The organism is Erythrobacter sp. JB2-19 (genome assembly GCF_057365005.1).
Genome location: NZ_CP200290.1, coordinates 1,687,142 through 1,699,366, shown reverse-complemented (window position 1 = coordinate 1,699,366; position 12,225 = coordinate 1,687,142). Strand labels below are relative to the sequence as shown.

Annotated in this window: 11 protein-coding genes; all 11 read left to right on the top strand. The window is 58.5% G+C overall.

Features of this window, described 5'->3' with window-relative positions; genetic code table 11:
* Positions 1 to 59: 59 nt before the first annotated feature.
* From AC0V6O_RS08065 to AC0V6O_RS08015, 11 genes are read left to right on the top strand one after another with little or no spacing between them, the layout of a single operon-like run.
* Entirely contained in the window at positions 60 to 719 is a 660-nt protein-coding gene (locus AC0V6O_RS08065; RefSeq protein ID WP_472638772.1) for an XrtA/PEP-CTERM system exopolysaccharide export protein, read from the top strand.
* Entirely contained in the window at positions 716 to 2,236 is a 1,521-nt protein-coding gene (locus AC0V6O_RS08060) for an XrtA system polysaccharide chain length determinant (protein WP_472638771.1), read from the top strand. Before AC0V6O_RS08065 ends, AC0V6O_RS08060 begins: the two co-directional genes overlap by 4 nt.
* A gap of 51 nt (positions 2,237 to 2,287) precedes the next feature.
* On the top strand, positions 2,288 to 3,277 hold the full coding sequence (locus AC0V6O_RS08055) for a P-loop NTPase (RefSeq protein ID WP_486143055.1): 990 nt from the start codon (positions 2,288 to 2,290) through the stop codon (positions 3,275 to 3,277).
* A complete protein-coding gene (locus AC0V6O_RS08050; protein WP_472638769.1) occupies positions 3,277 to 4,923 on the top strand; it encodes a TonB-dependent receptor in 1,647 nt (548 codons plus the stop codon). Before AC0V6O_RS08055 ends, AC0V6O_RS08050 begins: the two co-directional genes overlap by 1 nt.
* A 16-nt stretch (positions 4,924 to 4,939) precedes the next feature.
* Positions 4,940 to 6,070, top strand: coding sequence for an XrtA/PEP-CTERM system-associated ATPase (locus AC0V6O_RS08045; RefSeq protein WP_486143052.1), 1,131 nt, complete (start codon positions 4,940 to 4,942; stop codon positions 6,068 to 6,070).
* Positions 6,071 to 6,970 (top strand): XrtA system polysaccharide deacetylase, encoded by a 900-nt coding sequence (locus AC0V6O_RS08040; RefSeq protein WP_486143050.1) that lies wholly within the window; start codon positions 6,071 to 6,073, stop codon positions 6,968 to 6,970.
* A complete protein-coding gene (locus AC0V6O_RS08035) occupies positions 6,967 to 8,028 on the top strand; it encodes a FemAB family XrtA/PEP-CTERM system-associated protein (RefSeq protein WP_486143048.1) in 1,062 nt (353 codons plus the stop codon). The genes AC0V6O_RS08040 and AC0V6O_RS08035 overlap by 4 nt, the downstream gene beginning before the upstream one ends.
* Positions 8,004 to 9,266 (top strand): TIGR03087 family PEP-CTERM/XrtA system glycosyltransferase, encoded by a 1,263-nt coding sequence (locus AC0V6O_RS08030; protein ID WP_486143046.1) that lies wholly within the window; start codon positions 8,004 to 8,006, stop codon positions 9,264 to 9,266. Before AC0V6O_RS08035 ends, AC0V6O_RS08030 begins: the two co-directional genes overlap by 25 nt.
* On the top strand, positions 9,256 to 10,122 hold the full coding sequence (gene xrtA / locus AC0V6O_RS08025; RefSeq protein ID WP_486143044.1) for an exosortase A: 867 nt from the start codon (positions 9,256 to 9,258) through the stop codon (positions 10,120 to 10,122). The genes AC0V6O_RS08030 and xrtA overlap by 11 nt, the downstream gene beginning before the upstream one ends.
* Positions 10,088 to 10,300, top strand: a complete 213-nt coding sequence (locus AC0V6O_RS08020; RefSeq protein ID WP_486143042.1) for a hypothetical protein — start codon at positions 10,088 to 10,090, stop codon at positions 10,298 to 10,300. The genes xrtA and AC0V6O_RS08020 overlap by 35 nt, the downstream gene beginning before the upstream one ends.
* Positions 10,301 to 10,312: 12 nt before the next feature.
* Complete coding sequence (locus AC0V6O_RS08015; protein WP_486143040.1) at positions 10,313 to 12,211, top strand: XrtA/PEP-CTERM system amidotransferase; 1,899 nt, start codon at positions 10,313 to 10,315, stop codon at positions 12,209 to 12,211.
* Positions 12,212 to 12,225: the final 14 nt, after the last annotated feature.

Genomic DNA, 12,225 nt, shown 5'->3' with positions numbered 1-12,225 from the left:
CTTCAGGTCGCTCCTGTAGCAGGTGCTGATCCCGCCGACCCAGGCAAGGATACGTACCAATGAAGACCTCTTTTTCGCTTTCCCGCATCGTGGGATCTGTTGTTGCAATTTCGCTGCTCGCCGGTTGTGGCGGTGCGGGGCAAGAACTGCCTCCAGCCAGCTTTGCAACAACGGAAGAGGGGCCGAGCGAAGAATATGTTATCGGACCGCTCGATCAAATCACCATCCACGTTTGGCGCAATCCAGAGCTGAGCGCTGAGGAAATTCAGGTTCGCCCAGATGGCCGGATCACGATTCCCTTGGTTCGCGATCTGCCTGCCGTGGGCAAAACCGCCACCGAATTGCAGAACGATATTCGCGATCAACTCGCGCAGTACATTGAACAGCCGATCGTATCGGTAATCGTCAATGAGTTTTCCGGCACGTTTAACCAGCAAATCCGCATCGTGGGTTCTACTGAACAGCCAGCATCGTTGCCTTACCGGGCGAACATGACCGTGCTTGACGCGATGATCGCGGTGGGCGGCCTCAGCGAATTTGCTGCTGGCAACCGTGCAAAGCTGATCCGTTTGGACCGCGAGAGCGGCGAACAGGTTGAATACCGCCTGCGCCTCAAGGACTTGCTCAAAAAAGGCGACAGCGCAGCGAACGTAACCCTGAACCCAGGCGATGTGATCATCATCCCTGAGAGCACCTTTAAGGACCCGCGCCGCGCATGAGCGAGATTTTTGAAGAGCTGCGCACAGCGCTTTACTCGGTATGGCACCGCCGGTGGCTGGCGCTCGCCGTCGCTTGGGGCGTTTGCCTGCTCGGGTGGTTGGTGGTCGCGATGATCCCCAACTCCTATGAGGCCAAGGCACGCATCTATGTCGATGTCGACGATGTATTGTCAGAGCAACTGGGTATTGCTGGCGATGGGCGCGAAGAAATTCGCCGTGTTCGGCAAACATTGGCAAGCGCGGTGAATCTTGAAAAGGTTATTAAATCAACGCGTTTGGGTGAGAACATCACAGAACGCTCTGCGCTTGAGACAGAGATCAAAAACCTTGATGAAAAAGTGACGGTTACCAGCGAGCAGGACAACCTGTTTGAAATCACCGCGACGGTTGGCAAGGGCGATCTGTCCGACGCCGAAAACGCCGTTCTGGCGCGCGACGTGGTGCAAAAACTAATCGATATTCTGCGCGACGAGCATGTCGCGGGCAGCCGAGCGCAAGTCTCTGGCGCGGTCACAAAGATCAATGAACAACTCGAAGAGCGTAAGCGCGAGCTGGAAGCGGCCGAACAGCGCCGTCTCGCCTTTGAAGCGCAATACCCCGACCTGATCGGTGGCTCGAGCACGCTTGTGACCCGCCTTCAGCAGTCTCGGACAGAAGCGCGTGGAATCGAAGCTGATCTTGCCGCGGCGGAAAGCGCTTTGGCTGCGATAAACGGGCAATTGGCCGGTACGCCGCGCACGATTGACACACCGGGCACTGGTGGTCCTCGCGCTGCCCTATCTGGCGCTCAAGCACAATTGGCAGAGCTGCGTTCGCGCGGGCTAACCGATGAGCATCCCGATGTGGTGGCGACAACTCGGCAGGTTCAAATTCTAACACGTCAAGTTGCTGCCCAAGGCCCGAACGCCTCTGGCGGTACGCCAAACCCAGCCTACACTTCGCTGATCTCGATCCGTGCGGATCGTCAGGCCAGCGTCGAATCGCTGCAATCACGGCGCGCCGCAATCCAATCTGATATTGCTGCGCTGATGGGCAGCCAGGCCGCTGAGCCAGAGGTTGCTGCGGAAGCCAACCGGATCAGCCGCGATTATGAAGTGCTGCAACAGAACTACGAAAAGCTGCTGCAAGACCGCGAAGAGCTGCGCACCCGCGGCGAAGTGGAAGACAACACCAGTCAGTTCAAATTCCAGCTGACGGATCCACCTGTTGTGCCGCAAGGCCCGGCTGCGCCCAATCGTCCTTTGTTGCTGCTTGGTGTGTTGTTTGTCGGCCTAGCAGCGGGGGCAGGGGCCGCTTATGCGCTCAGCCAGCTGCGTTCGACCTTCGCCACGCCGAAGAAACTGGAGCGCGCACTTGATCTGCCCGTGATCGGTTCAATTTCGATGACCGTATCTGAGGCCGCGCAAGAGCTGCGGGCCAAACGGTTCAAGCAATTCGCTGGAGCAACCGCTGGGTTGTTCAGTGTGTTCGTGATTTTGCTGGGCATTGAATTTGTCTCAGTCGGCGCGGTCGCGTGAGGGGCTGAGATGACAGAACACAGTAAGATTTCACGCGAAGGAGCGACGAAAGTGAACGGGAAACCGTCTCTGTTTGAGCGTGCTAATGACACTTTTGGTCTGGATGCACTGGCACCTGCGAAGCCTCCCGTACGCCTGCCAGAAGGCGAAAAGCGCGTTCGGAGACCGATTGCTGCGCAGCCCGCTGTTCAAAGCGCTCCTGCCCCAGTAGCGACCCCGGCGCCAGCACCGGCAGTGCAAACTATCCAGCAGCCTGCGCCAACAGCTCCAACGCCTGAGCCGGCGAAAGCTGCTCCGCAAGCCGTGGCTTTAAGCAGCACGCATCAGCCCATCTCGCGCGATGATCTGCGCGATGCTGGCCTGATCGTGCCCGAGGATGGCGTCAGCGAGTTGCTCGAAGAGTTTCGCATCGTCAAACGCGAGCTGCTTGCCGATGCCCGTGCAGGCGGATCATCCAAAGCGCAGCAAATTCTGGTCTCATCTCCGCATCCGGGCGAGGGCAAGACCTATTGCGCGCTAAACCTGGCAATTGCTTTGGCGGCCGAGCGTGATCTCGAAGTTCTGCTGGTCGATGCCGATGTCATCAAACCAAGCATTCCGGCACGCTTGGGCTTTGAACCGGGCAAGGGTCTGATGGATGCCTTGGCCGATCCCAGCCTTGAGCCAGAGACCCTCGCGGTCAAAACAGACATCGACAACCTTTTCGTGTTGCCTGCGGGCAGCCGCAATTCCAATGCCGCCGAATATTTGGCCAGCGCGCGGACGGGCGATGTGCTCGCACGCCTGACCCAAGGCGCACCAAACCGGATCGTCATTTTCGATACACCGCCCGCGCTCGCTGCCTCCGCGGCAGCCGAGCTCGCCGCGCATGTTGGCCAGGTTTTGCTGGTCGCCCGCGCCGATGAAACAAGCCGTGCCGCGCTTGAAGATGCGCAGCAGCTGCTGTCGGCCTGTGTCGACATCAAACTGTTGCTCAATGCAGCACAATTCAGCCCGTCAGGACGCCAGTTTGGCAATTATGGCAGGCAAGGGGAAAGATAGTGACTAAAGTTCTCAGAGCAGCTTTGTTGGTGGGGCTGGCAGCAATCGTTGCCGCCGCGCCCGCTCATGCGCAGGCCCAGGATGATACCGGCGATACAGGTGTATCGGATGGCCCACGGGTCGCTGTGCAACCTTACATCGAGGTGTCACAGGTCCTCTCGGCGGAGCTATCGCCCGGCGATGACGTACTGACCTTTACTCAGGTGGCTGCCGGTGTGGATGTTTCCGCAGCAGGCCGTAACAGCGGCGGTTCGCTGTCGCTGCGATATGAGCGTAACATTGGCTACGGCGCGTCCGATGGTATTGATTCTGACACTTTTAGCGGGGTTGCGCGCGGATATCTCTCGATCATCCCTCGCGCTTTGACCTTGGATGCAGGGGCATTGGCAAGTCGCACGCGGATCGATGGATCCGGCGGGATCACTTCCAACCCATTGGTACAAGACGATGCCGAAAGCCAAATCTACAGTGGTTATGTCGGGCCAACATTGGCAACCCGCGTTGGCGCGGTCGACGTGACCGGCTCTGCTCGGGTGGGCTACACCCGGCTTGAGGCGAACGACGCGATCGTCACGCCGTCTGGCGCGATCGCCGATGTGTTTGACGACAGTGTCACCTATAATGCGCAATTGCGTGCTGCCACGCGCCCTGGCGAGCCTTTGCCCGTCGGCATTGGCGTCGGCGGAGGCTACTTTCAGGAAGACATTTCCAACCTCGATCAACGCGTTCGCGATACCTATGTGCGCGCCGATGTAACCGTGCCGATCACCAGCAATCTCTCGGTTGTTGGCGGCGTTGGTTACGAAGATGTTGAGGTGTCGAGCCGCGATGCCGTGCGCGACATAAATGGCGATCCCGTCATTGGTTCTGATGGCCGTCTGGTGACTGACACCAGCGCTCCGCGCCAACTTGCCTTCGACATTGACGGTTTCATTTGGGACGTCGGCGTTCTGTGGCGTCCTAGCAGCCGCACATCGCTAGCCGCGACCGTTGGCCGTCGTTACGATTCAACCACATATTACGGCAACTTCACCTTTGTCCCTGATAGTCGCAGCCAGCTGAGCATCTCAGTCTATGATGCGGTCAGCGGCTTTGGCGGATCGCTCACCAATTCACTGGCCGCACTGCCAACCGAATTCTCGGCCATTCGTAACTCGTTGACCGGTGATTTTGGCGGCTGTGTTGGCGGAGAAAGCGGAACTGGCTGTGCTGGCCTATTCGGCTCGGTTCGTTCAGCAGCCTTCCGCAGCCGCGGCGGACAAGTCGCCTATCAGCGCCAGATTGGCCGCCTCAACGCTGCCATCGCTGCTGGTTATGACAACCGCCGCTTCATCGCGGCGCCAGGTACCATTTTGGCCACCGCAGACGGTGTGACGGATGAAAGTTACTTCGTAAGAAGCTCGCTAAACCGTCCAATCGGCAGCAATGCGAACCTCGCCGTCAATGGCTACGTCAATTGGTTTGGCCGCGGTGACGGGGTCGACGGCAATGTGACCGGTTACGGCGCGTCTGCTGCTTACAGCCGCTCCCTTACCGGCAAACTGTCGGCCCGTGCGGCGGTCGCCGTAGACTATCTCGACTCCGACTTGTCGGCTGATGACTTTGCCTTTGCAACGGCGCTGCTCGGCCTGCGTTACGACTTCTGATCCGGACACCCTGACGATGTACGAACAATTTTACGGCTTCAATTCTCGCCCATTTCAGCTGACCCCTGATCCCGAGTTCTATTTCGAGAGCGCGAGCCACAAGAAGGCTCTGTCCTATCTCGGTTATGGCTTGAACCAGGGCGAGGGCTTTATCGTCATCACCGGCGAGGTTGGTGCTGGTAAGTCGACATTGGTCGCGCATTTGATGCAGCGAATCGACCCAGAGGCGCTGACGGTTGGCCAGGTGGTCACCAGTGCGCTGGACGGTGAAGAGCTGATCCATGTAGCTGCGCAAAGCTTTGGCATCGAAGTCTCGGGCCGTGACAAGGCAGGCGCCTTGGGCGCGATTGAGAGCTTCCTTCAGGACGAAGCACGAGCCGGTCGGCGTTGTCTGCTGATCGTCGACGAATGCCAGAACTTGCCCGTTGGTGCATTGGAAGAGCTGCGCATGCTGTCCAACTTTCAACTGGGTTCGCATCCGCTGCTGCAAAGCCTGCTGCTGGGGCAGCCGGAATTCCGAACCACAGTCGCCAGCCATCCTGATCTCGATCAGCTGCGCCAGCGCGTAATCGCTTCGCATCACTTGGAAGCGCTCGATGAGGAAGAGGTTGAAGCCTATATCAACCACCGGCTTGAGCATGTTGGGTGGCAGGGTAATCCAGCCATCGGTGCCGAGGTTCTGAGCGCAGTTTACGAAGCAACGGATGGTATTCCGCGCCGGGTAAATCAGATCATGAACCGGATGCTATTGCTAAGTGCGATCGAAGAGCAAAGTGAGCTAACCACCGCAATGGTAGAGGCCGTTTGTGAGGAAATGCTGGCTGACACCTCAAAGGGTGCTCGCGATATTCCCGCTCAAGTAACTACATCCGCATCCGTCGCAGAAACGGCGATTGACGCGGTGCCTGCGCCCGAAGTTGCCGCATTGCTGGCGGAGCGTGATCAGCGCACTTCAAAACTAGAGGTCGCGATTGGTGAACTGCAAAACGCAAGCTCCCACGCGCAACCGATGGAAATGGATCCAGAGGTGAGCGAGGCGATCAACCGCATCGAAAGCCGGCTTGAAGAACAAGAGCAATCGTTCCGTCATGTCGTTGGCATGCTGATTGAATGGCTTGAGGAAGATGCATCGCGCGAGGCTGCGTAAATGAACGTCGCGCCGAATTTCTCCAGGGATGTGAAGGCTCAGGTCGTCAACGGGCTGTCCGTTGATGTTGAAGACTGGTTTCAGGTCGGCGCGTTCGAAGATGTGATCGAGCGCGGCGAATGGGACGGGATCAAAACCCGTGTCGAAGACAATGTCTACCGTATCCTAGACCTGTTTGCCGAAGCCGACGTGCACGGCACGTTCTTTACATTAGGTTGGGTGGCAAAACGCCACCCGCAAATGATCAAGCGGATTGCAGATGCGGGCCATGAAATCGCCAGCCACGGCTATGATCATGCCCGCGTGTTCACGTTCACTCGCGAGAAATTTGCGGAAGACCTAAAGCTAGCGCGGGATATATTGCAGGATTGCTCTGGCACCAAGGTTACCGGCTACCGCGCGCCAAGTTTTTCAATAGACCAGCGCACACCGTGGGCGTTCATGGAACTGGCGGAGCAGGGCTACACCTATTCTTCCAGCGTCGCGCCGATTGCGCACGACCATTATGGCTGGCCAGAGGCGCCGCGTTTTGCCTTTAAGCCGATCCCTTGGTCGGACATGATCGAGATACCAGTCACTACAGCGATCCTTGGCGGTCGCCGCGTGGCTGCTGGTGGCGGTGGGTTCTTCCGCGTGCTGCCCTATGCCTTTTCACGCTGGGCAATCCGGCAAGTGAACCGCCGCGAAGAACGCCCGGCGGTGTTCTATTTCCACCCGTGGGAAATTGACCCCGATCAACCACGTGTGGGCAATGCGCCGATGCGATCAAAGCTGCGCCATTACACCAATCTCGATAAAATGGCGGGTAAGCTCGGCGAATTGGTGCATGAATTCCGATGGGCACGGATGGATATGATCGCTTTGCGCGAAGCCTCACGGGCCGTTGATCTGACCCCATGAACGCGCCCGTGAAACTGCCAATCACCGTCTCGCAAGTGGACTTCTCCGATGCCCAAATGCTGGAGCGGGTTGAGGGGTTTGTGCGCGAGCATAAGGCGAGTCTGTTTCATCGCCCGACATGGCTGAAAGCGGTTGAAGCAGGGACTGGTCAGAAGGCCTGCGGTTTTGTCACTCAGCAGATGGGCGTCATCACCGGATGGCTGCCGCTCACCGATGCGCATTCGGCCTTGTTTGGGCGGGCTATGGTCTCCAGCGGTTTCGGCGTGGGCGGCGGTATCCTTGCCGAGACCCAGGAGGCGGCTCAGGCGCTTGCTGGCGCAGCACAAGATCATGCGATTAGAAATTCGGTTGCTAGTGTGGAGCTGCGTGGAGGTGTTGTTCCCAATGGTTGGAACGGTGTGAGCGACAAACACGCCGGTTTCATCGCTGAGCTGGCGGAGGATGATGAGGCGCAATTGCTCGCCATTCCGCGCAAGGCAAGGGCGGAAGTGCGCAAGGGCTTGAAAGGCGAATTAGACGTGCGCATTGGTCGGTCAGACAGCGATCTGGCGGCGCATTATTCAGTTTATAGCGAAAGCGTGCGCAACCTCGGCACGCCTGTGTTTCCCAAGGCACTGTTCAAGGCTATGATCGAGGGCTTTCCTAGCAGCGCCGATATTCTGACCGTGTATTCAGGTGACGAGCCGGTCTCCAGCGTCCTATCCTTCTATCACGAAGGCGCGGTGATGCCTTTTTGGGGCGGTGGCACATTTGCTGCCCGCTCCCTGCGCGCAAATGAGCTGATGTATTACAAGCTGATGTGTCACTCTCGCTCGCTTGGCATGTCGCGCTTCGACTTTGGCCGCTCCAAAACAGACAGCGGTCCCTACAATTTCAAGAAGAACTGGGGCTTTGAGCCTGCGCCGCTGACCTATGCCCATTGGCATGCGCCGGGCGTTGAACCCCGCGATGTTGACCCGACAAGCGAGGCCTATTCGCGCAAGATTGAGCTTTGGAAGAAGCTGCCGCTGCCGATCGCCAATGCGATCGGTCCGTGGATCGCGCGCGGGCTGGCCTAGGGATCGGGCAAGCTGATGGGGAAATCCTATTTCTGGCGCACCGCGTTCCATTCCCGCCCAATCGCGGGGACAAGATCCGCGCGCACCATTTGCTGAAAAGGCTGGCGCAGATTGCCCCGGTCCATGTGGGTTGCTTTGCTGAGAATGCGGAGGATCGAACAGCCGTGGCAGAGGTCGATGCAATCGCTGCATCGCAATGTGTGGTGGACCGACGTAAGCCTTTGACGCTCGCCGGGGTTGAAGCCGTGCTGACCGGCAAACCCGTCAGCCTCACCGCCTTTCACAGCGCGCGTTTGGAAAGCTGGATACAGCAAACCCTCGCCAAGCATCCCATCGACACAATCGTCATTTTTTCCGGACAAATGGGGCAATATGTGCCCGATAGCTTCGCAGGCAGAGTGGTGATCGACCTATGCGATGTCGATAGCGCCAAGTTTGAGGGCTATGCCGAAGCCGGCGAGCGTGTCTGGCTGAATACGCGGGAAGGGCGCCTGCTGGCAGAGGAAGAAGAGCGCCTTGGCGCGCAGGCCAATGCAACCATTCTGATCAGCGAAAACGAAGCTGAGCTATATCGAAGCAGGCTGAAAGACCCATCGCGCGTGAACGTCCAGGTAATTGGCAATGGCATTGATGCCGCCGCCTTTGACCCCAGCGCGAGCGAGCCTCATGCGGAACTGCAGGCTCGCCAGGGGCCGCATTTCGTCTTCACTGGGCAGATGGATTATCGACCCAATGAGCAAGCGGCGGAATGGGTCATTGAGCAATTGCTTCCGGTTCTCCGGACCAAGTATCCCGAGGCCGAATGTCACATCGTGGGCCGCAATCCTACCGCGTGTTTGCTGGCCCATGCCGATACACTGGGCCTAACCATTTGGGGCGAGGTGCCTGACGTCAAACCCTTCATCGCGGCGGCAGACTTCGTGCTCGCGCCGCTACTGATTGCGCGCGGCGTTCAGAACAAAGTTCTAGAAGCGATGGCGATGGCCAAACCTGTCGTCCTCACACAGGAGGCTGCGACTGGTATTGCCGCGCACGACGGGGAGCATTGGCTGGTGGCACCTGCTGACCCAAAACAGATGGCCGCCCGGATCGAGACGGCCTTGTCCGATCCAGATGCATTGTTCGACCTTGGAGCCTCAGCGCGACAATTCGTGCTAGACCGCCACGCGTGGCATGCCATGCTGGAACCGCTTGGCAATTTGATTTCGCTAGCGAGTGAGGCGCGCAATGCAGCCTAAGAAGCTCACGCAGGATTGGCGTCAACAAAGCTTGGGCGACCATGTGCCAAGCGTGTGGAGGCAACCGCTTGTGATTTTGGCATTGGCTGTCACCGCGCTCGTCGTATTGGCGGCCCGCGAATGGGGTGAGATGCTGCACCAATGGTGGAACATCGATACCTACAATCACATACTGCTGGTGCCTGTCATCGTCGGATGGCTCGTCTGGTTGAGGCGCGATGAGGTCGCCATCGCAGCACCTAAGGGCTGGGTGCCTGGCCTCGGCCTGGTTGCAGCGTCGTTAGCGCTTTGGGCACTGGGCCGCGCCACTGGGATCAACCTGTTTGCTCAGGCGGGCGCTGTTGGCGCAATGATCGCAGCAGCAATCGCAATCATCGGTCCGCGCATTTCCATGCTGCTCGTCCTGCCATTGGCGATGATGGCCTTCCTTGTGCCCTTTGGCGATGAGATCATTCCGCCTCTGCAAATGATCACCGCTGAGATTGCGATCTGGCTAACTCTTGCCAGCGGAGTGCCTGCCGAAATTGATGGTATTTACATCGATACACCCGTCGGTCTGTTCATCGTTGCAGAGGCGTGTTCCGGCGTGAAATTTCTCGTCGCCATGGTCACTCTGGCAGTGCTGATCTGCTTCACCCAATTCACCAGTTGGAGCCGCCGAGCGGCCTTTATGCTGGCGGCCATCATTGTCCCGATCCTAGCCAATGGGGTCCGGGCGTGGGGCACGATCTATATCGCGCAGAGTCAGGGCGTCGAATTTGCCGAGGGATCTCGATCACGTCTTCTATGGTTGGATATTCTTCGCAATCGTTCTGGTGATCATGCTGGCAGGTGCATGGAGATTTTTCGAGCGTGAGCCTGAGGATGCTGGTTTCACCTCAGAAGAGTTGAGCGCAACGCTTTGGATTGGCCAGCTTGAGCGCTTCAATACCAGCCACACGGCGATCCTGATCGGCGTCATCGTTCTGGCCGCACTCTCAGGAATTGTGGCTGCACTGATCCCGGCTGTCGCCATTACCACTCCAATCGGCTAGGCGGCTCGGCATATGTGCGGGATTGCCGGAATTTTTCATGCGGAAACGCCCAAACCCGTGGACCCTGCGCGGGTTGAGCGGATGTGTGATGCGCTCGTCCACCGCGGCCCGGATGGAGCAGGTGTTTGGACCGCTCCTGGAATAGGGCTGGGCCATCGCCGCCTCTCGATCATCGACCTCGAAGGCTCTCCGCAGCCCATGCCCAGCGTCGATGGCCGCGCGGTTATCAGTTTCAACGGCGAGATCTACAATTACCGCGAGTTGCGCCGTGAGCTGGAACAATCCGGTGCGCGGTTCAAAACCTCCGGCGATACCGAGGTCATTCTCGCCGCATGGCAACGTTGGGGACCGGATTGCCTTTCGCGCCTCAATGGCATGTTCGCCTTCGCGATCTATGATTTGGACAAGCGCAGCCTGTTTCTGGCCCGCGATCGGCTCGGCGTAAAACCGCTGTTCCTCGTACGTTTGAGCGATGGGAGCCTTGCCTTTGGATCAGAACTGAAGGGCTTGCTCGCCCACCCATTGCTGCGGCGCAGGCTGAACCCGCAGGCGCTCGATGACTACCTTACCTGGGGCTATGTTCCAGACGGCCGCTCGATCCTAGCCGGGGTTGAAAAACTTGCTGCGGGTCATTTCATGTTGCTCGAACATGGTCAGCCGATCGGCGCGCCAAAACGTTGGTGGGATATCAGCTTTGAAGAGCGCGTGCGCGGGTCCGAGGCAGACCTGTCTGCGCAATTGGTCCATTTGATGCGCGAGGCGGTGCAATCGCGCATGGTCGCCGACGTGCCGTTGGGTGCGTTCCTGTCGGGCGGTGTCGATTCCTCCAGCGTTGTCGCTTTGATGAGTGAAGTCAGCGCGGAGCCTGTGCGAACCTGCTCGATAGGGTTTGATGTCGCGGCACTCGACGAAACAAGTTACGCACAAACGGTCGCAGAGAAGTTCGGCACCGACCATGAGGCTCGCACGGTCGGGCAAGATGATTTTGGCGCGGTCGATGCGCTGGTGGGCATGTTCGACGAGCCTTTTGCCGATGCGTCCGCATTGCCGACATGGCGGGTCTGCGAGCTGGCGCGTGAGAAAGTCACCGTTGCCCTTTCTGGCGACGGCGCAGATGAAGCATTTGCCGGATACCGCAGGCAAGTATTCCACCATCATGAAGAGCGTGTGCGCTCGATTCTGCCATCTGGCCTGCGTAAACCCGTGTTTGGCACGCTTGGGCGGGTGTGGCCAAAGGCGGATTGGGCACCGCGGCCATTCCGCGCCAAATCCACACTGCTAGCACTCGCTGGAGGCGGTGAGGCAGGCTATGCACGCGGGCTTTCTGTAAACACGTTTGAACAGCGAGGGGCTCTGTACGATTCAGGTTTCGCCAGCGAGCTTCAGGGTTATCGCGGCGAAGATGATCTAATTGCCCTGATGAGGCACGCCCCAGCGCGCAGCGGGCTCGACCGGGCGCAATATGCGGACCTTAAATTTTGGCTTTCTGGGGATATTTTGACCAAAGTCGACCGCACCAGCATGGCCGTTAGTCTGGAGGCGCGGGAGCCCTTACTTGACCACCGATTGATTGAATTTGCGGCCCGCCTGCCAGAGAAAATGCGAGTGCGCGGATCGACCGGTAAGTACCTGCTTAAGAAATGCATGGAGCGCTATTTGCCGAGCGATATACTCTATCGGCAAAAGCAAGGTTTCGTGACACCCATTGCCGATTGGCTGCGCGGGCCATTAGCCAGTTCTGCGCGGGCGATCGCCTCAAGCTCTCAGCTGGCTCAATCAGGCTGGTTTGATCGCAAGCACGTGGCTGACTTGGCTGAAGCACACATTGCAGGGCGATCGGACAACTCCAGAGTTTTATGGCAATTGCTGATGCTGGAAAAGTCAATGGTCCAGCTAGGCGTTAGCGGATAACGCTGGCTAACAAG

Excerpts from the sequence above, each read along its gene's own strand:
- xrtA (WP_486143044.1), top strand. The coding sequence starts at position 9,256 with ATGCAGCCTAAGAAGCTCACGCAGGATTGGCGTCAACAAAGCTTGGGC.
- AC0V6O_RS08060 (WP_472638771.1), top strand. The coding sequence starts at position 716 with ATGAGCGAGATTTTTGAAGAGCTGCGCACAGCGCTTTACTCGGTATGG.
- AC0V6O_RS08065 (WP_472638772.1), top strand. The coding sequence starts at position 60 with ATGAAGACCTCTTTTTCGCTTTCCCGCATCGTGGGATCTGTTGTTGCA.
- AC0V6O_RS08035 (WP_486143048.1), top strand. The coding sequence starts at position 6,967 with ATGAACGCGCCCGTGAAACTGCCAATCACCGTCTCGCAAGTGGACTTC.
- AC0V6O_RS08015 (WP_486143040.1), top strand. The coding sequence starts at position 10,313 with ATGTGCGGGATTGCCGGAATTTTTCATGCGGAAACGCCCAAACCCGTG.
- AC0V6O_RS08040 (WP_486143050.1), top strand. The coding sequence starts at position 6,071 with ATGAACGTCGCGCCGAATTTCTCCAGGGATGTGAAGGCTCAGGTCGTC.
- AC0V6O_RS08045 (WP_486143052.1), top strand. The coding sequence starts at position 4,940 with ATGTACGAACAATTTTACGGCTTCAATTCTCGCCCATTTCAGCTGACC.
- AC0V6O_RS08020 (WP_486143042.1), top strand. The coding sequence starts at position 10,088 with ATGCTGGCAGGTGCATGGAGATTTTTCGAGCGTGAGCCTGAGGATGCT.